Annotated in this window: 17 protein-coding genes; 7 read left to right on the top strand and 10 right to left on the bottom strand. The window is 57.2% G+C overall.

The annotated features are described in order from the left end of the window. Positions 1 to 24 precede the first annotated feature (24 nt). The 5 genes from FHU12_RS14655 to FHU12_RS14675 all read right to left on the bottom strand — a co-directional run bounded on the left by FHU12_RS14655 (position 25) and on the right by FHU12_RS14675 (position 4,141). Positions 25 to 750, bottom strand: a complete 726-nt coding sequence (locus FHU12_RS14655; protein WP_141973004.1) for a substrate-binding domain-containing protein — start codon at positions 748 to 750, stop codon at positions 25 to 27. Then, on the bottom strand, positions 743 to 1,522 hold the full coding sequence (locus tag FHU12_RS14660; RefSeq protein WP_141970185.1) for an ABC transporter ATP-binding protein: 780 nt from the start codon (positions 1,520 to 1,522) through the stop codon (positions 743 to 745). Before FHU12_RS14660 ends, FHU12_RS14655 begins: the two co-directional genes overlap by 8 nt. Further along, positions 1,515 to 2,516, bottom strand: a complete 1,002-nt coding sequence (locus tag FHU12_RS14665) for a FecCD family ABC transporter permease (RefSeq protein WP_141970187.1) — start codon at positions 2,514 to 2,516, stop codon at positions 1,515 to 1,517. Before FHU12_RS14665 ends, FHU12_RS14660 begins: the two co-directional genes overlap by 8 nt. After that, the gene (locus FHU12_RS14670; RefSeq protein ID WP_141970189.1) at positions 2,513 to 3,562 is read right to left on the bottom strand and encodes an ABC transporter substrate-binding protein; all 1,050 of its coding nucleotides are present in this window, start codon (positions 3,560 to 3,562) and stop codon (positions 2,513 to 2,515) included. Before FHU12_RS14670 ends, FHU12_RS14665 begins: the two co-directional genes overlap by 4 nt. A 186-nt stretch (positions 3,563 to 3,748) precedes the next feature. Then, a complete protein-coding gene (locus FHU12_RS14675) occupies positions 3,749 to 4,141 on the bottom strand; it encodes a hypothetical protein (RefSeq protein WP_141970191.1) in 393 nt (130 codons plus the stop codon). Between the two features lie 345 nt (positions 4,142 to 4,486). On the opposite strand from FHU12_RS14675, the gene FHU12_RS27435 reads away from it, so the two are divergent. Next, the gene (locus tag FHU12_RS27435; protein WP_260440732.1) at positions 4,487 to 4,912 is read left to right on the top strand and encodes a hypothetical protein; all 426 of its coding nucleotides are present in this window, start codon (positions 4,487 to 4,489) and stop codon (positions 4,910 to 4,912) included. Then, positions 4,836 to 5,516, top strand: coding sequence for a methyltransferase (locus FHU12_RS14680; RefSeq protein WP_260440780.1), 681 nt, complete (start codon positions 4,836 to 4,838; stop codon positions 5,514 to 5,516). Before FHU12_RS27435 ends, FHU12_RS14680 begins: the two co-directional genes overlap by 77 nt. On the opposite strand, the gene FHU12_RS14685 is transcribed toward FHU12_RS14680, so the two are convergent. The 3 genes from FHU12_RS14685 to FHU12_RS14695 form a co-directional block, all read right to left on the bottom strand. Beyond that, a complete protein-coding gene (locus tag FHU12_RS14685) occupies positions 5,513 to 6,436 on the bottom strand; it encodes a DUF7916 family protein (protein ID WP_141970193.1) in 924 nt (307 codons plus the stop codon). The two genes, FHU12_RS14680 and FHU12_RS14685, sit on opposite strands and share 4 nt — an antisense overlap. A gap of 75 nt (positions 6,437 to 6,511) precedes the next feature. Further along, positions 6,512 to 8,809 (bottom strand): beta-glucosidase BglX, encoded by a 2,298-nt coding sequence (gene bglX, locus FHU12_RS14690; RefSeq protein WP_141970195.1) that lies wholly within the window; start codon positions 8,807 to 8,809, stop codon positions 6,512 to 6,514. Positions 8,810 to 8,921: 112 nt separating this feature from the next. Further along, the gene (locus FHU12_RS14695; protein WP_141970197.1) at positions 8,922 to 9,842 is read right to left on the bottom strand and encodes a LysR substrate-binding domain-containing protein; all 921 of its coding nucleotides are present in this window, start codon (positions 9,840 to 9,842) and stop codon (positions 8,922 to 8,924) included. A 118-nt stretch (positions 9,843 to 9,960) separates the two neighbouring features. Here FHU12_RS14695 and FHU12_RS14700 point away from each other — a divergent pair, with 118 nt between their 5' ends. After that, positions 9,961 to 11,115: a methionine aminotransferase gene (locus FHU12_RS14700; RefSeq protein WP_021503974.1), complete on the top strand. Its 1,155-nt coding sequence runs from the start codon at positions 9,961 to 9,963 to the stop codon at positions 11,113 to 11,115. Positions 11,116 to 11,149: 34 nt separating this feature from the next. Next, complete coding sequence (locus FHU12_RS14705) at positions 11,150 to 11,929, top strand: ABC transporter substrate-binding protein (protein ID WP_141970199.1); 780 nt, start codon at positions 11,150 to 11,152, stop codon at positions 11,927 to 11,929. A gap of 33 nt (positions 11,930 to 11,962) precedes the next feature. Here FHU12_RS14705 and ddlA read toward each other — a convergent pair whose 3' ends face one another. After that, positions 11,963 to 13,066 (bottom strand): D-alanine--D-alanine ligase, encoded by a 1,104-nt coding sequence (ddlA, locus tag FHU12_RS14710; protein WP_141970201.1) that lies wholly within the window; start codon positions 13,064 to 13,066, stop codon positions 11,963 to 11,965. 168 nt (positions 13,067 to 13,234) lie between these two features. Here ddlA and FHU12_RS14715 point away from each other — a divergent pair, with 168 nt between their 5' ends. Continuing rightward, positions 13,235 to 13,438 (top strand): ParD-like family protein, encoded by a 204-nt coding sequence (locus FHU12_RS14715; protein ID WP_065506039.1) that lies wholly within the window; start codon positions 13,235 to 13,237, stop codon positions 13,436 to 13,438. Further along, the gene (gene map / locus FHU12_RS14720; RefSeq protein ID WP_141970203.1) at positions 13,435 to 14,229 is read left to right on the top strand and encodes a type I methionyl aminopeptidase; all 795 of its coding nucleotides are present in this window, start codon (positions 13,435 to 13,437) and stop codon (positions 14,227 to 14,229) included. Before FHU12_RS14715 ends, map begins: the two co-directional genes overlap by 4 nt. A 143-nt stretch (positions 14,230 to 14,372) precedes the next feature. On the opposite strand, the gene FHU12_RS14725 is transcribed toward map, so the two are convergent. Next, positions 14,373 to 15,539: an MdtL family multidrug efflux MFS transporter gene (locus FHU12_RS14725; protein WP_141970206.1), complete on the bottom strand. Its 1,167-nt coding sequence runs from the start codon at positions 15,537 to 15,539 to the stop codon at positions 14,373 to 14,375. Between the two features lie 684 nt (positions 15,540 to 16,223). Here FHU12_RS14725 and FHU12_RS14730 point away from each other — a divergent pair. Beyond that, positions 16,224 to 17,237 carry a TauD/TfdA family dioxygenase gene (locus tag FHU12_RS14730; RefSeq protein WP_141970208.1) on the top strand — a complete coding sequence of 338 codons (1,014 nt, stop codon included), beginning with the start codon at positions 16,224 to 16,226 and terminating at the stop codon, positions 17,235 to 17,237. Positions 17,238 to 17,245: the final 8 nt, after the last annotated feature.

Consider the following 17,245-nt stretch of genomic DNA (forward strand, 5'->3'; position numbering starts at 1 on the left):
CTCCGGGCCGCCAGGCCCGGCGAGTCACCTCGTGTGCCGCATAAATCCGTGTCGGCTCAGTATGTCCTGCCCTTGTTCGCTCAAGATAAATGCGGCCAACCGCTGCGCGCCATCATCCAACAGGCATAAACCATAATCCGCCTCGATATCCAACGGCGGCGCCAGCGGCCGCACCGCCAACGCCGGGTAGGCCGCTAAAGCCGGAGCATAGCTGGCATAACCGAGAAAAATATCCGCCTGCCCGCGGGTTATCAGATACTCCGCCGCCAGTCGGCCTGCCGGCACCGGTGCAGAATCTATCCCGCCGACTAACGGTAACGCCCGCCGGCGTAGCGCTTCCCCTTGCCCCGGCCAGTATTGCTCGCAGCGTTCGAAGAGCCGCTGTGCATAATCGCCGGAAGGATCCGCTCCCGGTGTCGAAGTGGCCAGCCGCCAGCGCGGATCGCACAAGACCTCAGGAAGCGGACGCTCGGTTAATGCCGGCACGTTGCGAACCGTCACGCAGAGCCGATTGCGCGCAAAAACCTGCACCGCCCCCGCCATCCCGAGATCCGCCAACCTTTGCGGGTGCGCCACGTTGGCCGAGGCGAACAGCTGTGGCCGCTCGCCGTTCTCTATCCGTTGGCGCAACAACCCCGCCGGGCCGAATTCCGCCGTGACTTTTTGCCCGGCGTGTCGCTGAAACGCCGACAGCAGCGGCGCAAACGCCAGCCGCAGGCTGCCGGCGGCAAACAGCAGGATATCACTCATCATGTCGCTCCATTTGGCTGCGATACAGCGGCACCAGCGTCGCGTAGCGGCGGCCCGCCACCGTCAGCGGCACCCGTTCGATCGCCAGCTCGAACAGAGGTGACAGGGATTGCGCCGTTAACACCTCGCGGCAGGCCCCTAGCCGGCTACGCCCTTCCTTGCCCAGCAGCAAAGCCCGATCGGCGACCGCGTGAGCATGGTTGGGCTGATGCGTGGAGAACACCACCGCCAACTGCTGTTCCCGCGCCAGGCGCGCCATCAGGCTCAATACCCGATCCTGGTAATGCAGATCCAGCGCCGAAGTCGGTTCATCCAGAATCAACACCTCGCAGCGCATCGCCAATGCGCGGGCGATCATCACCAACTGGCGTTGGCCGCCGGATAGGCTGCCAAACTCACGCTCTGCCAGGTGCTGTAAATCCAACGACTGCAACGCTTCTCTGGCCAGCCGATGATCCTTGGCTGACGGGGAACGGAACAGGCCGACATGGCGTGCTCGCCCCATCAACACAATATCCAGCACCCGATAGGCAAACGGCGGCGAAAAGTGCTGCGGGACAAAGCCTATCTCACCGCTGCGCTCAATCTCGCCGGATTGCGGCATCAGGCTGCCTAACAACAGCTGCAGCAGCGTGCTTTTACCGCGCCCATTCGGGCCCAATACCGCCAGCACTTCACCGCGCCGCAGCTGAATATCCAGGTGTTGGAACAGCGGGGGCCCGCCAGGCCAGGCAAAATTCACGCCCCTGGCAGCCAATAACGCGTCAGTCATGCCAGCCTCTTACTTGCGCGCGGCGCAACAGCAGCGCGAACAGCGGCGCGCCAATCAGCGCGGTCAGGATACCCAGCGGGATTTCGCTGCTGCTCAACGTGCGTGCCAAATCGTCGATCAACAGCATGTACAGGGCGCCCAGGCAAAGCGAAGCCGGCAACAGGCGCCGGTGATCCGGCCCCACCAGGCGTCTTGCGACGTGCGGTATCACCAGACCGACCCACCCGATGCTGCCGCTGACCGCCACCTGAGCGGCCACGATGGCGGCACACAGCGTCAGTATCAGCCAGCGGGTACGCTCAACGTTGATGCCGAGCGCACCGGCATCTTCATCGCCTAACGACAGCAGATTGATGCGCCAGCGCAGCGCCAGCAGCAGACCGCCGGCCAACAGTAAAGGCAAAAACAGCATCAGCAGCTTTTGCCGATCGGCGGTGGCAAAGCTGCCGAGCAGCCAAAACACGATGCTCGGCAGCTTCTCTTCGGTATCCGCCAGATATTGCATCAGGCTAACGCAGGCGGAGAAAAAACCGCTGAGGATCACCCCCGCCAGTACCAACGAGAGAATATTGCGCCGTGCAATGGCGCTGGTGAGGGTGAAAATCAACAGCAGCGCCGCCATGCCGAAAACAAAAGCCGACAGCAGCAGCGCCGCCAGCGGCAGGCTGAGCAGGATAGCCAGCGTGCCGCCAAACGCCGCGCCGGAAGACACGCCGATAATATGCGGATCGACCAGCGGGTTGCGAAAGACGCCTTGCAAAGCCGCGCCACACAGGGCCAGCGCCGCGCCGGCGCCCATCGCCAACAGCACCCGCGGCACGCGCACGCCCAGGATCACCTGACGTTGAATAGCATCGATGCCTGCATAATGCTGCCCGGTGAACGGCTCCAGCAAAATCATCAGGCTGTGCGTTATCGGCACCTGAAAGCGGCCAACGCCGAGCGAAAACAGCGCACAGCACAGCGTCAGCAGCGCCAGCCAACCCAGCTTCATTGCCCGCTCTGGCAACAGGTGGCGCGGTAATAGCGTTGATAGTAAGTATCGACCCTCTGCTGCAGATTGATATCGGCAAAACGCTGCGGGTAAAGTTTTTTCGCCATCCACAACTCACCCAACGCCATCGCCTCCGGCATCGGATATCCCCAGGCCTTGGCGTACTCCGGCATCAGGTAGACCCGCTTATTCTTCACCGCGTCAATCGGCTGCCACTGCGGTGACGTCAGGATCTGTTTCACCACGTCCGGGTAGCGTTCTTGCACAAAAATCACCTCCGGATCCCACTTCAGGACATCCTCGATAGAGACCTGTTTAAACCCCTGAATCTCTTTCGCCGCCACGTTGAGCGCACCCGCGTGCCGCATCATCAACCCGGTATATTTGCCGGCACCGTAGGTGGTGAGATCGGGGTTGGCCATATACACCCGCACCCGCCGATCGTCCGGCAGCGTGCCCAGCCGTTCGGCGACCAGGGCACGCTGTTGAGTGACGTCCTTAATCAGCGCTTCAGCCTGAGGCTGACGCTCCATGACTTCGCCAATCAGCCGAATACCGTCCTGCAGCCCCAGCGTATAGGCCCGATCTTCATCGCTCAGCTGGGGGTTCATTTTGCCCGCCTGATCGGCCGCCTCGCGGCGCAGCGAAATAGCCACCACCGGAATGCCCACCCGTTCGATCTGCGCAATCATTTCCGGCGGCGCATAGTTGGCCACAAACACCACCTGTGGATGCAGGCCGAGCAGGCTTTCAATATTCACCGAAGTCAGATCGCCCGGCATCGGCAGGGTTGCCAGCGTCGGTGCCAGCCGCAGGTAGTTTGGCCCCAGCTGCTTTTTCCAACTGCTGAGCACGCCGACCACCTGCGGCATCGCATCAAGCTGCACCAACAGGTTCAGCGTCTGGTGTTGCAGCACCACGGCACGGGTAATGTGATCGGGCAGCGTGACCTGACGGTTGAGCTGATCGGTGACCTGGCGATCCGCCAGGGCGGCGGTAGAGAACAACGCGAGCGCCAGCATCAGGCGCGGGAGAAAGTTAAACATGGCAGTGACCGGTTGATTATCGTTATATAGCTAATAATATAGCGATGAGCATGGCGAAACAATCAGCGAGATCAAACCCTATGCCATATATGCAGGAAGAAAAACGAGGAGATAACGATGAGCAAGAAGCGGATCCGCCGGAACGCCGGCAGATCCTGAGAACCAGATCGAGCGCGTAAAAAGCGCTTATTGGCCGATAGACGTCAGACCCTGGCGGATCCCTTCGTCAGCCTGCTGGCACCATGCCTGCAGACCCTGTGGCGCTTCCTTCTCCAACGCGACCACTTTGCCGTCGTCGTTCAGCACATTGCCTTCACGGCCCATCGCTTCGCGCTTGTCGCCGTCGCGGGTGTCGACACCGCCGGGAATAGCCGCCACGTAGGCCACCATTTTCTTGGCGTTGTCGATGCTCTCCGCTTTCAGGAAACCTTTATCGACGCAGTAGGACATCAGCCCGCTGGTATTACGCGTAACGTCATAGACGTTTTTCAATGCAGCAGGGTCCATCCCTTCGGCGCTAGCGGTGTTGAACAGGCCCAGGGTCGCGGCAATCACGCCGGTCAGAATAGTTTTTTTCATTGTTAACTCGTTTTAATAATGAAGTAGTTAAGTTTGAATTATTCACAAAAAGAATGTGAATACCGGTACGGCATAACGACGGCCTAGATTAACACAACCTTAACGCGTTAATAACTGTGATTAAGTTAACCTCTGATAAAATAAAAACGCATGGCTGGGTAATAATCCCCGGCTCTGCGCTATTACTCTCTCGTCAGGAATTATCTTTCAAAATACGAATAATAAATAATTTCATGAAGAGATTATTTTCAACGAAAGCGTTCATCTCCACGCCGCGCGTTGCGAAAACCCCTGGCATGGCATAGCCTGTTATAACGCCCCATGGCTCAGTGAGAGAGGGCTCACATGCAACAGGCCATCCTGCCGCCGCAGTGCGACAACCAGAAAATTCTCGATATCACGATGAATTTATATCTTTATCCGGCGGTGCTTATCGCGCATCGCCTGGGTATATTTGAGTTTATCGCTGAATCTCCCTGCACGTTAACAGATATTTGTTTCACAGCGCATCTGGAGAGACGACCGGCTGAAGCGTTGATGATGGCGTTGCAGTCTTTAAAATTAATTATCGCCGACGGCGGAAAATTGACGCTCGCTCCCGAAACCGAAAGCTTTCTGCTAAAAAAGAGCCCTCACTACTTTGGTTACTATTGGGATTTACTGTATGAGAACAGTGAAACCTTCTCGTTAAAAAATATGGAGTGCGCCATTCGGAAAAAACGCCTCGCAGGCCTATGGCGAACCGGAAGTCTTCGCCACGCACGAGTTTGATGCGGAAAAAGCGCGCCAATTCACGCGCGCCATGCACAGCCTGAGCATCGGTTCCGCCTGCGTTTGGCCGACGCGGCTTCCCTTGGCAGCGCATCGCGTGGCGTTGGATATCGGCGGCGCTTCCGGCGCACACGCCATCGGCCTGGCAACCCATTGGCCCGAGCTGAAGGGTATCGTGTTCGACCTGCAGGAAATAGGCCCACTGGCGGACGAGTACGCCCGGCAATACGGTTTAAGCTCGCGTATCACCCACTGCGGCGGGGACATGTGGCGAGACCCTTACCCCGCCGCCGATCTGCATGTGTACTCTAATGTTTTCCACGACTGGACGCCGGATAAAAACCGTTTTCTGGCGCAGAAAAGCTACGATGCGCTGCCCGTCGGCGGGAGAATAGTGATACACGAGGCGCTATTCGACGATGCCGGCGGCCCGCCAACCCTCGCCGGTTACAATCTGCTGATGCTCAGTTGGACAACCCAGGGCCGCCAATACTCCGGCAAGGAGATCAGCGGCCTGTTGAGCGACGTCGGCTTCACTGCGCCGCAGGTGATACCGTCGCTCGGCTACTACAGCATCGTGACGGCGCAAAAAACCCAGGCTTAGCGGTTCACCGAACGCGCCATGCGGCTGTAGGTATGGCGCACGCCGCGAATCGCCACGCTGTAGGCGAAGATGTTTTCCGGCAGCGCCAGCCCCAGAAAGCCGGTATCGCCGATATGGTGCAGGTCCGCGCCGGCCATTTTGCTCATCAGCGCAATCTGCCGCACGGTCTGCACGTCGGCTCCCTCCTGCGAGGTGCCGATCGCCGTCATCGCCAGCGCGCCCTGCCGCTGGGCAAAGGCGATCAACGCCGCCACTTTTTCCTGCGACATGCCGGGAATGGTGCCCGGCGCCGGCAACAGCACGATGTCCGCACCGTTCTCCACGAACAGCGCAATGTCCTGCTCGCCGATCAGCTGGCTGCCGCTTTCGCGCACAATGCCGGCGCCGTGCATCTTGCCGGTCACCAGCACCATCTCGTCGCCCACTTCATCGCGAATCGCTTTCAGCGCGGCGGCAATCGCCTGATTGCTGACGCCATTGTTCGGGTTGCCGGTCAGCACCAGCAGGCGCGCGCCGAGTTGATATAGCTTACGGGCATTCTCGGCGGTGGCGGCGCGGCCCGCCGTCATCTGCCAAAAGTCGTTATGTTCGGTGGCGAAGGCCGGATCGACGGCCTCCAGATTCACTCCGATCACCCGCCCGGTCAGACGCTGCAACGTGCGCAGCGCCTCATGCGGCGGCACGTCGGCGGGCAGGCCCGCGATGTGCGGACGATCGACGTCGAACAGATTCAACAGCAGCAGATCGGCGCCCTGGCTGGCCGCCAGCTCGGCGTTGGTGACGTTATTGAGCAGCGGCTGAGTGACCGCGATGGTTTCGCTGACCAAGATGCGCCCTTCGCTGGCGCGGATGGCATAGAGCAGATCGGCTTTGCCGATATCGGCCAGATCGCTGGCGCTGCAGTCCAGATAGCGTTTCATGAAGCAAGCTCCGGTGACGTTAGCGGAAAGGGATGGATGCCCCCTCTCCCACCGCAGTGAAAGAGGGGGAAAAGGTTACTTCAGCGTAAAGCTTTGCGCCTGCACGTTGTCGGAATCCAGGCCAACGAACACGTTGAATTTACCCGGCTCCGCCCCCCATTTCAGGCTGGCGTTGTAGAACTTCAGATCGTCTTCGCTAATCGGCAGCTCAACCTGCTGCGACTGACCGGCCTTCAGCGTCACTTTCTTGAAGTTGCGCAGCTCTTTCACCGGCCGACTGACCGAGGCGGTCACATCCTGCAGATACAGCTGCACCACCGTGGCGCCGTCGTACTTGCCGGTATTCTTCAGCGTGACGCTGGCGGTTAGCTTGCCGTTGCGCACCATCGTCGGGCTGGACAATTTCAGGTCCGACAGGCTGAAGGTGGTGTAGCTCAGGCCGTAGCCGAATGGATACAGCGGGCCGTTCGGCGAATCGAAGTAGCGCGAGGTGTACTTGCCCGGATTCTCCTTGCCGAACGGACGACCGGTGTTCAGATGGTTGTAGTACATCGGGATCTGGCCGACCGAGCGCGGGAAGGTCATCGGCAGCTTGCCCGACGGGTTGTAATCGCCGAACAGCACGTCCGCCACCGCGTTGCCGCCCTCGGTGCCGCTGTACCAGGTTTCCAGCATGGCGTCCGCCTGCTCGCTCTCCCAGCTCAGCGCCAGCGGCCGGCCGTTCATCAGCACCAGCACCAGCGGCTTGCCGGTGGCTTTCAACGCGGCGATCAGATCGCGCTGGCTCTGCGGGATTGTGATGTCGGCGCGGCTGGAGGCCTCGTGCGCCATGCCCTGCGATTCGCCCACCACCGCTACCACCACGTCGGCCTTGTTCGCCGCCTGCACCGCTTCGTCGATCATCTGCTGCGGCGAACGGGTATCGAACGCCACCGCCGGCTCATACTCGTTCAGATAGTCGATGATGCCTTTATCCTGCGTGACGTTGGCACCCTTGGCGTACAGAATGCGCGCCTTGTCGCCCACCGCCCGCTCCAACCCCTCACGCAGGGTGACCGACTGTTTGACCACCCCGGCAGCAGACCAGCTGCCCATCACGTCGCGCTGGCTGTCGGCCATCGGCCCGACCAGCGCAATGGTCGCCTGTTTGCTCAGCGGCAGCGTCTGCTTATCGTTCTTCAGCAGCACCATTGTTTTACGTGCCACCACCCGCGCCTCAGCGCGATGCAGACGGCTTTCGGCGTTGGTGTCCTGCGGATCGGAACCCGCCGGGCCCAGATGCACATACGGATCGGTGAACAACCCCATGTCGTACTTGGTGTTCAGCACGTCGCGGCAGGCGCGGTCGATATCGCTTTCAGGCACCAGCCCGTCTTTCACCAGACCCGGCAGGTATTTGTCGTAGAACTCGTCGCTCATACTCATGTCGACGCCGGAGGTGATCGCCAGGCGCACCGCGTCGCGCGCGTCAGCGGCCACGCCGTGTTTAATCAGCTCTTTGATCGCGCCGTGGTCGCTGATGGTGATGCCTTTAAAGCCCCACTGTTCGCGCAGCAGATCTTTCAGCAGCCACGGGTTGGCGGTGGCCGGCACGCCGTTCACCGAGTTGAGCGACACCATCACTCCGCCGCTGCCGGCGTCCACCGCCGCTTTGTAAGGCGGCAGATAGTCCTGATGCATGCGCAGCGGGCTCATGTCGACGGTGTTGTAGTCGCGGCCGCCTTCGACGGCGCCGTACAATGCAAAGTGCTTAACGCTGGCCATCACCGAACCAGGTTTGGCCGGATCGTCGTTCTGGAAACCGTCGACCATCACCTTGGCGATTTTCGAGACCAGCCAGGTGTCTTCGCCGAAGCCTTCGGAGACCCGGCCCCAGCGCGGATCGCGGGTGATATCGACCATCGGCGCGAAGGTCATGTTCAGACCGTCATCGCTGGCCTCCTGCGCCGCCACGCGGGCGCTGAGCGCAATGGCCTCCAGATCGAAGCTGGCCGCCAGCCCCAGGCTGATCGGGAACACGGTGCGCTGGCCATGCACCACGTCATAGGCAAAGAACAACGGGATTTTGAGGCGGCTGAGCTGCATCGCCTGATCCTGCATCACCCGGATATCCGGCCGGGTAACGGTGTTGAAGATGGCGCCGATCTGCCCTTTGCGAATCCCCTCGCGGATCGCTTCTTTCGGGTTATCCGGCCCGACGCTGATCAGCCGCAGCTGGCCAATCTTCTCTTCCAGCGTCATTTGCTTCATCAAGTTGGACACGAAGGCGTCGCGCTGCTGGGCGTGAATACCCTGCGTTATCGGCGTTTCCTGCGCAAAAGCCGGGCTGAGGGCCAGACCGGACAACATACTCACCACACAAAGCCATTTCATCTTGTTTTATCTCAGGCGTGTTTCCGCCGCCAACGCCGCGGAGTTTAATCGGAGTGAAGAAACAGTTTGCCACACTCTGTTTCATCGCCAAGGGAATTCGCATCGGTAATGTTTACAAAGCATTACAGGTTATCGGCAGGTAATTCCGCAGCCGGGTGCGGCTGTCGGCAGCCTCCGCCGCCAGAAAATCGACCAGCGCGGTTAACGTCGGCGGCGCTACCGTGCGTTCAGGATAGACCAAATAATAGGCCGCGCCGCTGCTGACGCAGAGCGGGAACGGCGTCACGATGCGCTGCGCCTGAATATCCTCCTCCAGCAGGCACAGATCGCCGATGGCGATGCCGAACCCCTGCAGCGCGGCGCTCATCGCCAGATCGAGGGTATCGAAATGCTGGGCCTTGCCGGACGGCAATGCATCGGCGCCCGCCGCCTTCAGCCAGCACAGCCAGTCGCGCCGATCGCGCGTCGGGTGCAGCAGGGTTTTGTCCGTCAAATCCGCCAGCCGAGGCGTCGGCGGCAGAAACGTCGGCGTGCAGACCGGCGTGAGGATTTCATCGAACAGCAAGTGCGCGGTCAGCTTTTTACCCGGCGGCCGACCGAATACCACCGCGGCGTCAAACTGCTCGGTGCTGAAATCCAGGCCGTGCGACACCGAAGCGGTCAGCTCGATATGCATATCCGGCCGTTCATTTTGCAGGCGAATGATGCGCGGCAGTACCCAGCGCATGGCGCAGGTCGGGCATTTGATGCGCAGCGCCCCCGGCGGTGCGGCGGCCCGCGTCAGGGCTTCATCCAACTGCCCCAGCGCCTGCTGCACCGGCGCCAGCAGCTGCGCGCCCTGCGGCGTCAGCGCCAAACCCCGCGCCTGACGGCTGAACAGCGGATAGCCCAGACGCTGTTCCAGCCCGAGAATTTGCCGGCTGACCGCCCCCTGCGTCAGGTGCAGCTGCCGGGCGGCATGGGTAAAGTTGAGGCGTTGCGCCACCACCACAAAGGTTTTCAACACGTCGAGCGACGGCAGGGATATCGGCATAGCGGGCCTCGATTAGGTATGATCGTAGTGCATGGCAAGTATGACAAACTTTCCCTTGTCCGCCTACGCCGGCTGATGCTTAATCGCTCAACACTTCCCTGTTTGCCTGGAGCCCATCATGCAGAGCGCCTGCTCATCCCGCTCGAAGCTGCCGGACGTCGGCACCACCATTTTCACCGTTATTGGCCAACTCAGCGCCGAACACCAGGCCCTCAATCTGTCGCAGGGCGCCCCCAACTTCGCCGGTGATCCACAGCTGATCGAGGCAACGGCGCAAGCCATGCGCGCAGGTCATAACCAATACGCGCCGATGAGCGGCGTGGCGGCGTTACGTGCTGCTCTGGCAGAAAAAGCTGAACGATTGTATGGCGCGCGCTATGACGCCGACGAAGAAATCACGGTGATCGCCAGCGCCAGCGAAGGGCTGTACTCGGCGATCAGCGCGCTGGTGCATCCCGGCGACGAGGTGATCTATTTCGAACCGGCGTTCGACAGCTATGCACCGATCGTGCGCCTGCAGGGCGCCACGCCGGTGGCGATCAAACTGTCGCTGCAGGACTTTCGCGTCGACTGGGACGAAGTGGCCGCCGCCATCAACGGCAAAACGCGCATGATCATCGTCAACACGCCGCACAACCCGACCGGCGCGGTGTTCGACGCGCAGGATATCGACCGCCTGACCGCCCTGACCCGCGACACCGATATCGTGATCTTGTCCGACGAGGTCTACGAGCATGTGGTGTTCGACGGCGATATTCACCACAGCATGGCGCGCTATCCGCAGCTGGCGGAACGCAGCGTGATCGTGTCGTCGTTCGGCAAAACCTACCACGTCACCGGCTGGCGCGTTGGCTATTGCCTGGCGCCGGCGGCGTTGATGGACGAGATCCGCAAGGTGCACCAGTTCATGGTGTTCTCCGCCGATACGCCGATGCAGCACGCCTTCGCCGCCGCGCTCGCCAATCCCCAGAGCTACCTGGGGCTGGCGGCGTTTTACCAACAAAAGCGCGATCTGCTGGCCAGCGCCCTGCAGGATTCGCGCTTTGAGCTACTGCCCAGCCGCGGCAGCTTCTTCATGCTGGCCCGTTTTAGCGGCTTCAGTCACGAAAGCGACAATGATTTCGCCGTGCGCTTGATCCGCGAAGCGAAGGTAGCGACGATCCCGCTGTCGGCGTTCTACAGCGACGGCACCGATACCGGCCTAATCCGGCTGAGTTTTTCCAAAGATAACGAGACCCTGCTGGAAGGCGCGCGCCGCCTGAGCCAGGTGTAATTTTTTGTCCGACCATGGGAAAGGGGCACTGCCTATGAAAGCTTTGAAAACGCTGTTCGCCGCCGGATGCCTGCTGGCCGCCGGCGCTTCGTCGGCGGCGGAAAACAGCCTGCGTTTCGGCCTGGAAGCACTGTATCCGCCGTTCGAGTCCAAATCCGCCAGCGGCAAACTGGAAGGGTTCGACATCGAGCTGGGCGACGCGGTGTGCGCCGCCGCACAGTTGCAATGCAGCTGGGTGGAAACCTCGTTCGACAGCCTGATCCCGGCACTGCAGGCGCGCAAGTTCGACGCCATCAACTCGGCGATGAACGTGACTGAACAGCGTCGCCAGGCGATCGCCTTTACCGACGCCATCTATCAGGTGCCAAACCGCCTGATCGCCAAATCCGGCAGCGGCTTGCTGCCCGACGCCAAATCGCTGACGGGCAAACACGTGGGCGTGCTGCAAGGATCGATTCAGGAGATTTACGCCAAAACCCATTGGGCGCCGGCGGGCGTGGACGTGGTGTCTTATCAGGATCAGAATCAGGTTTATCTCGATCTGGCAGCCGGTCGGCTCGACGCCACGCTGGTTATGGCGCCGTCGGGGCAAAGCGGCTTCCTGTCGCAGCCGGACGGCAAGGGCTTCGCCTTCGTCGGCGAGGCGGTGCGCGACGACAAAATCCTCGGTGAAGGCATCGCCTTCGGCCTGCGTAAAGGGGATGAGGGGCTGAAGAAAAAACTGGATGCCGCCATCGCCAAAGTGAAGCAGCAAGGCACGGTGGCGGCGCTGTCGAAGAAGTATTTCGGCGACATCGACGTGACGGTGAAATGATAGACGGGGCGGCACCGCCGCCCCCTACCGCGTTTAGCGATCGAACACCGAGCTGTTCAGCGCGCGATCCTGCTGATGGCGCTCCAGCGCCAATTCGATCAGGCGCGTGATCAGCGCCTGATAGCTGACGCCGCTGGCGGCCCACAGCTTGGGATACATGCTGATGTTGGTGAAGCCCGGCAGCGTGTTGATTTCGTTGATCACCACCTGGTTGTCCGGCGTCAGGAACACATCCACCCGCGCCAGCCCGAAGCACTCCAGCGTGCGGAACGCCTTCAGCGCCACCTCGCGGATGTGGTCGCTCACTTCCGGCGCGATTGCCGCCGGCACCACCACCTGAGCGCCCTGCTCATTGATGTATTTGGTGTCGTAGGAGTAGAAAGCGTCGCTCAGCACGATCTCGCCGCACACGCTGGCCTGCGGATCGTCATTGCCCAGTACCGCGCACTCGATCTCGCGGCCGACGATCGCCGACTCCACCAGCACTTTGTGATCGAAGCTGAAGGCCAGCGATACCGCCGCGTCAAACTCGGCGCGGTTTTCCACCTTGCTGACCCCGACCGAGGAGCCCTGGTTGGCCGGTTTAATGAACAACGGCAGGCCGAGGCGCTCGCTCAGTTGCTCAAACGTAAACCCGGCGCGGTTGGCGCGGGTCAGGGTGACGAACGGCGCCACCGCCAGCCCGGCGTCGCGCAGCAGGCGCTTGGTCACGTCTTTATCCATGCTGACCGCCGAACCGAGCACGCCGGCGCCGACGAACGGCATATTGGCCATGCGCAGCAGCCCCTGCAGCGAGCCATCCTCCCCCAGCGTGCCGTGCACGATCGGGAAGATGACGTCGAGCTGGCCCAGCGCGCCGGCGCTGCCCGCTTCGATCAGCTGCTGTTTTTCCTGGCCCGGGATCAGCGCCACGTTCTTGTTCGAGCGGTTCAGCGCGATCAGCGCCGGGTTCTCGGCGTTGAGCAGGTAGTTGGAGGCGTCGTTGATATGCCACTGCCCCTGTTTGTCGATCCCCAGCAGCGTGACGTCAAACTTCTCTTTGTCGATTGCATCCACAATGTTTTTGGCCGACTGCAGCGACACCTCATGCTCCGCCGATTTACCGCCAAAAATCACCCCAACACGTAGTTTAGTCACGCCTTAAATCCTTCTGAAAAATCATGGCAAAAAAGTCGTTCATCACAATAAACGCATTGTCTGGCGGCGGCAATCGTTGTTGCCAGAATCTTCTTACGCCACAGAATGCCACATCGCGACCATCCTAAACGTATACACTTCATATATTATTCATTTATGGAGACGCCGATGGGCATCGTAAAAATTTCGGACGTGCTGCATGACGATCTGCGCCTCGCCAGCCTGACCATGACGCGTTCGATCAACGCGCAGGCCGAGTACTGGATCAAGATCGGCATGCTGGCGGAGTTCCATCCGGAACTGACCTACCCGCAACTGGTAAAAAAAATGATGAAAGATAACGCGCTGACGCTGAAGGAGATTGTCGGGTGAAACAGATCGTGATTAAAACGCCGGAAGAGATTGCCAAAATGCGCCATTCCGGCGCCCTGCTGGCCAAAGTGTTTGCGATGCTCGATGAGGTCATCGTCGAAGGCATCTCCACCATGGAGATCAACGACCGCGCCGAGGCGTTTATCGTCGAAGAGCTGCAGTCGCGCCCGGCCAGCAAAGGGCAGTATGACTTCCCCTATGTGCTCAACACCTCAATCGACGACGTGGTGTGCCACGGGGTGCCGTCGGCCAGCAAAATCCTGCGTTCCGGCATGATTGTCAACGTGGACATCACGCTGGAAAACGGCGGCTATATCGCCGACTCCAGCAAGATGTACTGCATCGGCCAGGTGACGCCGCTGGCTAAACGGCTGGTGAACAACGTCTATGAATCGATGTGGCAGGGCATTCGCGCGGTGAAACCGGGCGCGACCCTGGGCGATATCGGTCACGCCATCCAGCGGCACGCCGAGCAGGCCGGCTACAGCATTGTGAGGGAGTATTGCGGCCACGGCATCGGCCGCGACATGCACGAAGAGCCGGCGGTATTGCACTACGGCCAACCCGGCAGCGGTCTGGTGCTGCAGGAAGGCATGGTGTTCACCATCGAGCCGATGATCAACCAGGGCGACCGCCGCATCAAGCAGAAGAAGGACGGCTGGACGGTGGTGACACGCGACAAAAAACTGTCGGCGCAGTGGGAGCACACCGTGGCGGTCACCGCCGACGGCGTGGAGATCCTGACGCTGCGCGACGAAGAGCGCCGCGCCGGGTATGCAGAACGCTACTAAGCCAATAAGCCAATAAGCCAATAAGCCAATAAGCCATTAGCTTATGAACGCAGTACGCCAGCATAGCGAACTCGACTGCGCTCACGCCCTTTCTTCTGCCCGTGTTTGTCCAGGAGAAAGGGCTACGCCAAACGACGAGGTCTCTACACCTGAAGGCTGCGTTGCTCATTGGGTACAGCGATCAATATGATCACGTTTGCGATGCTGGAAAACACCAACAGAATAATCAGCATATTGACTGCGCTCACGCCAAGCATCCCCATAGTCCAGATGTAGCCTGCAGAAAAAGCGATCTGGCAAATCGCCAGTACGGAGCTCGCCAATCCGGCATTTTGTTTAAACGGCTTAAGCGCCTGGCTCATTAAGACCCCAAACCCCATAGCGAAACTAACGCCAATCATGGCGAATCCAACAAGATTTAAATAGGTGTTCAGGTATAGCGCCTGCGTAAAGAAAAATACGCAAGCACAGACTAAAAATAACATCTGTGACAGGAATAGAACCCTTGTTTGGCCCAGCCAGGAAAGTAAGTAAGGCATTAAAAATGAGGTGGCCATGCTAAAGCTTGCAAGCACAGCCATCGAGATAGAGTATTGAGCGGTAGAAAACCCCATTTGGTTTATTAAAATAATTGGCGAGGTATTCACATAGGTCAAGATCGCTGTGATTGACAGGCAGGTGATGAACAAACGGCTTAAAAATAATGATGAGAGTAGGCTTTCACCACTGCGGTCTGTTGCTTGATGTGCGTCTTTATTCTTGTGATAGGTTTCATCAAGCCAAACTAAACAGACAAAACATGATATCCCGGCGAAAATAGCCATGCCGGTGAAAAGACTTGGCCACTTAAAATTCATTAACAGTAAATATCCCAGCACCGGGGCGATAACGGGAACGATGCAGGTAATGCCGTTAATTACGGAGAGCACTTTTGAACGCTTATCATCGTCCAGAGCATCCCTCAGAATGGCAAAAGTGACGACATAACAGAAACCGGCGCCGACGCCTTGCCAAAACCGTGCAAAAAGAAATTGATCGGCCGTGATAGTCAATGCTGCACCATATGAAGCACAGGAAAAAATAAGCGCCCCCAATAACGCAATGGGTTTTCGACCAAACCGATCGGAAACTATCCCTGCGATAATCATGGTTGATGCCATACCCGCCAAATAAATTGAAAATGCGGTATGAAGGTCGACGGCAGAAGCATTCAGGTCCCTGGCGATATCAGGTAAGCCAACAAGATATAAGTCCACACCTAAAGGATAAATTAAAATTAACATAAGACAGCATGTGAGGCATTTGCGCATACAGAGTTCCTGACGATTCCAGAGCATAAAAATATAAATAAAACTAATTAAAATTAAATCACAAAACCAAAAAAACCAATTAAAGGCTACACATACCTTGTCGTAAAGTCATCTTGATAGCGACATGGATTTTTATTTTTATCAAAAAAATCAAAAACATATACCTATCTCAGTTTTTTTTGATTCATGCATAATCCATCGTGATAGTGAGCATGATTTTATTTCCAAGATAAATCAAGGGCTTTTTAATTACATTAAGGTATTATTTATTTATAAATTATATTTAGTATTATGGTTGAACATGAATATAAAAAATCACTTTACATTACGTTATGTATTTGTATAATTTTTTCGTAATTTGTAATTAAAAATAGCATTTTGTTTACAAATTACCGGTACTACTGAACGAGATAGAGATATTGTTATGCCAGCATGGATGATGACTGTGTGAGGGGGTAATTCTCTACTTCATCACTTTGACTGCAAACCATCCTTTTTATTTTCGTTCTTGCATAATCAATAGCTATCAATCTTGCATGGCAACTCAAAGTACGCATATTCAATGCAGTACAGTTTTTTATATTAAAAAATTTATATGGCGTTAAATAACAGTGCATAAATAACTTTATTTTTAAGTCACCTCAAAGGAGATAATGTGTGAGGCATTTATCACGGAATGTCAAATTGTCATCGTTAGGTCTAACGCTTGATTTATCTAATTTTAACCTCAAAGATATAATCACAAAAAGTAAGTTCACGATTTACAATCAAGAAATCAGTCCGTATATAGTAAAAAGCATTGCAGAAGAAAATATTCGCAAACAGCTAGCCAATGACGGCAATGTTTATTCAGAGTTGTCATGGTTTTCTGAAAGGCAAAAATACGGATATTTATTAATGCGTAATTGTTTTTCGACCACAGCACTCCCCCCTACTCCTTGCAATGATGAAGCACCTGATACCAGTTTATGGATTGAACCCGCGTCAACGTTAATGGCCCTGCTAGGTGTTACGGGACACACCGTTTCCTCTTACCTGAATGAAATGCAAGGCCGATTGGCGCATATGGTTATGCCTGCAAAAAACAATGAAAAGTCTTGGGTTCGCTCTACAAAGTCGTTATCTCCACATACTGAAGTCGTCAATGGCCACTGGTCGGAAATGCTGCCTGACGATACTCAAAATCAGATTATTGCTCCTGAGGTTTTTGCACTGGCGTGTTTGAGAAACCCGATTCAAGCGGCAACAACAATTTGGTCATTGGATGACATTCTTAACAATTTAAGCTATTCGACCATAGAACAGCTAATGCGGCCTGAATATATCGCCAATAGCCAATCCAGTTTTGACGTTGACTCAAAAATAGAGAATGTCAGTGTTATTGGGGATATCAACGGCAGATTGGTGATTAGATACAGCAATTCTAAGCTTGTCGGGATCAACGATGCCGCTAATGAAGCACTGGAAAAACTCAGAAAGCATCTTTCTGATCCCCAATATATCAACAAAGTTGTTTTGCAGCCTGGCGACATCCTCATCATCAACAACAGGATTGCCCTGCATGGGAGGGATAATCTTTCCGGTTCGGCAAATTATGATGGGAATGATCGCTGGTTAATTAGAATGTATGGCTTTTCACATAGTTCGTGGAAAAAACTTAAACACCTCCCAGAAAAACAACACGTTGTTTTAGCTTGATTGATAAG

The organism is Serratia marcescens, assembly GCF_006715005.1.
Taxonomy (GTDB): Bacteria; Pseudomonadota; Gammaproteobacteria; order Enterobacterales; family Enterobacteriaceae; genus Serratia; species Serratia montpellierensis.

Excerpts from the sequence above, each read along its gene's own strand:
- FHU12_RS14695 (WP_141970197.1), bottom strand. The coding sequence starts at position 9,842 with ATGCCGATATCCCTGCCGTCGCTCGACGTGTTGAAAACCTTTGTGGTG.
- FHU12_RS14655 (WP_141973004.1), bottom strand. The coding sequence starts at position 750 with ATGAGTGATATCCTGCTGTTTGCCGCCGGCAGCCTGCGGCTGGCGTTT.
- FHU12_RS14665 (WP_141970187.1), bottom strand. The coding sequence starts at position 2,516 with ATGAAGCTGGGTTGGCTGGCGCTGCTGACGCTGTGCTGTGCGCTGTTT.
- FHU12_RS14675 (WP_141970191.1), bottom strand. The coding sequence starts at position 4,141 with ATGAAAAAAACTATTCTGACCGGCGTGATTGCCGCGACCCTGGGCCTG.
- FHU12_RS14700 (WP_021503974.1), top strand. The coding sequence starts at position 9,961 with ATGCAGAGCGCCTGCTCATCCCGCTCGAAGCTGCCGGACGTCGGCACC.
- FHU12_RS14705 (WP_141970199.1), top strand. The coding sequence starts at position 11,150 with ATGAAAGCTTTGAAAACGCTGTTCGCCGCCGGATGCCTGCTGGCCGCC.
- FHU12_RS14685 (WP_141970193.1), bottom strand. The coding sequence starts at position 6,436 with ATGAAACGCTATCTGGACTGCAGCGCCAGCGATCTGGCCGATATCGGC.
- FHU12_RS14725 (WP_141970206.1), bottom strand. The coding sequence starts at position 15,539 with ATGCGCAAATGCCTCACATGCTGTCTTATGTTAATTTTAATTTATCCT.
- bglX (WP_141970195.1), bottom strand. The coding sequence starts at position 8,809 with ATGAAATGGCTTTGTGTGGTGAGTATGTTGTCCGGTCTGGCCCTCAGC.
- FHU12_RS14715 (WP_065506039.1), top strand. The coding sequence starts at position 13,235 with ATGGGCATCGTAAAAATTTCGGACGTGCTGCATGACGATCTGCGCCTC.
- FHU12_RS14670 (WP_141970189.1), bottom strand. The coding sequence starts at position 3,562 with ATGTTTAACTTTCTCCCGCGCCTGATGCTGGCGCTCGCGTTGTTCTCT.
- FHU12_RS14660 (WP_141970185.1), bottom strand. The coding sequence starts at position 1,522 with ATGACTGACGCGTTATTGGCTGCCAGGGGCGTGAATTTTGCCTGGCCT.
- FHU12_RS27435 (WP_260440732.1), top strand. The coding sequence starts at position 4,487 with ATGCAACAGGCCATCCTGCCGCCGCAGTGCGACAACCAGAAAATTCTC.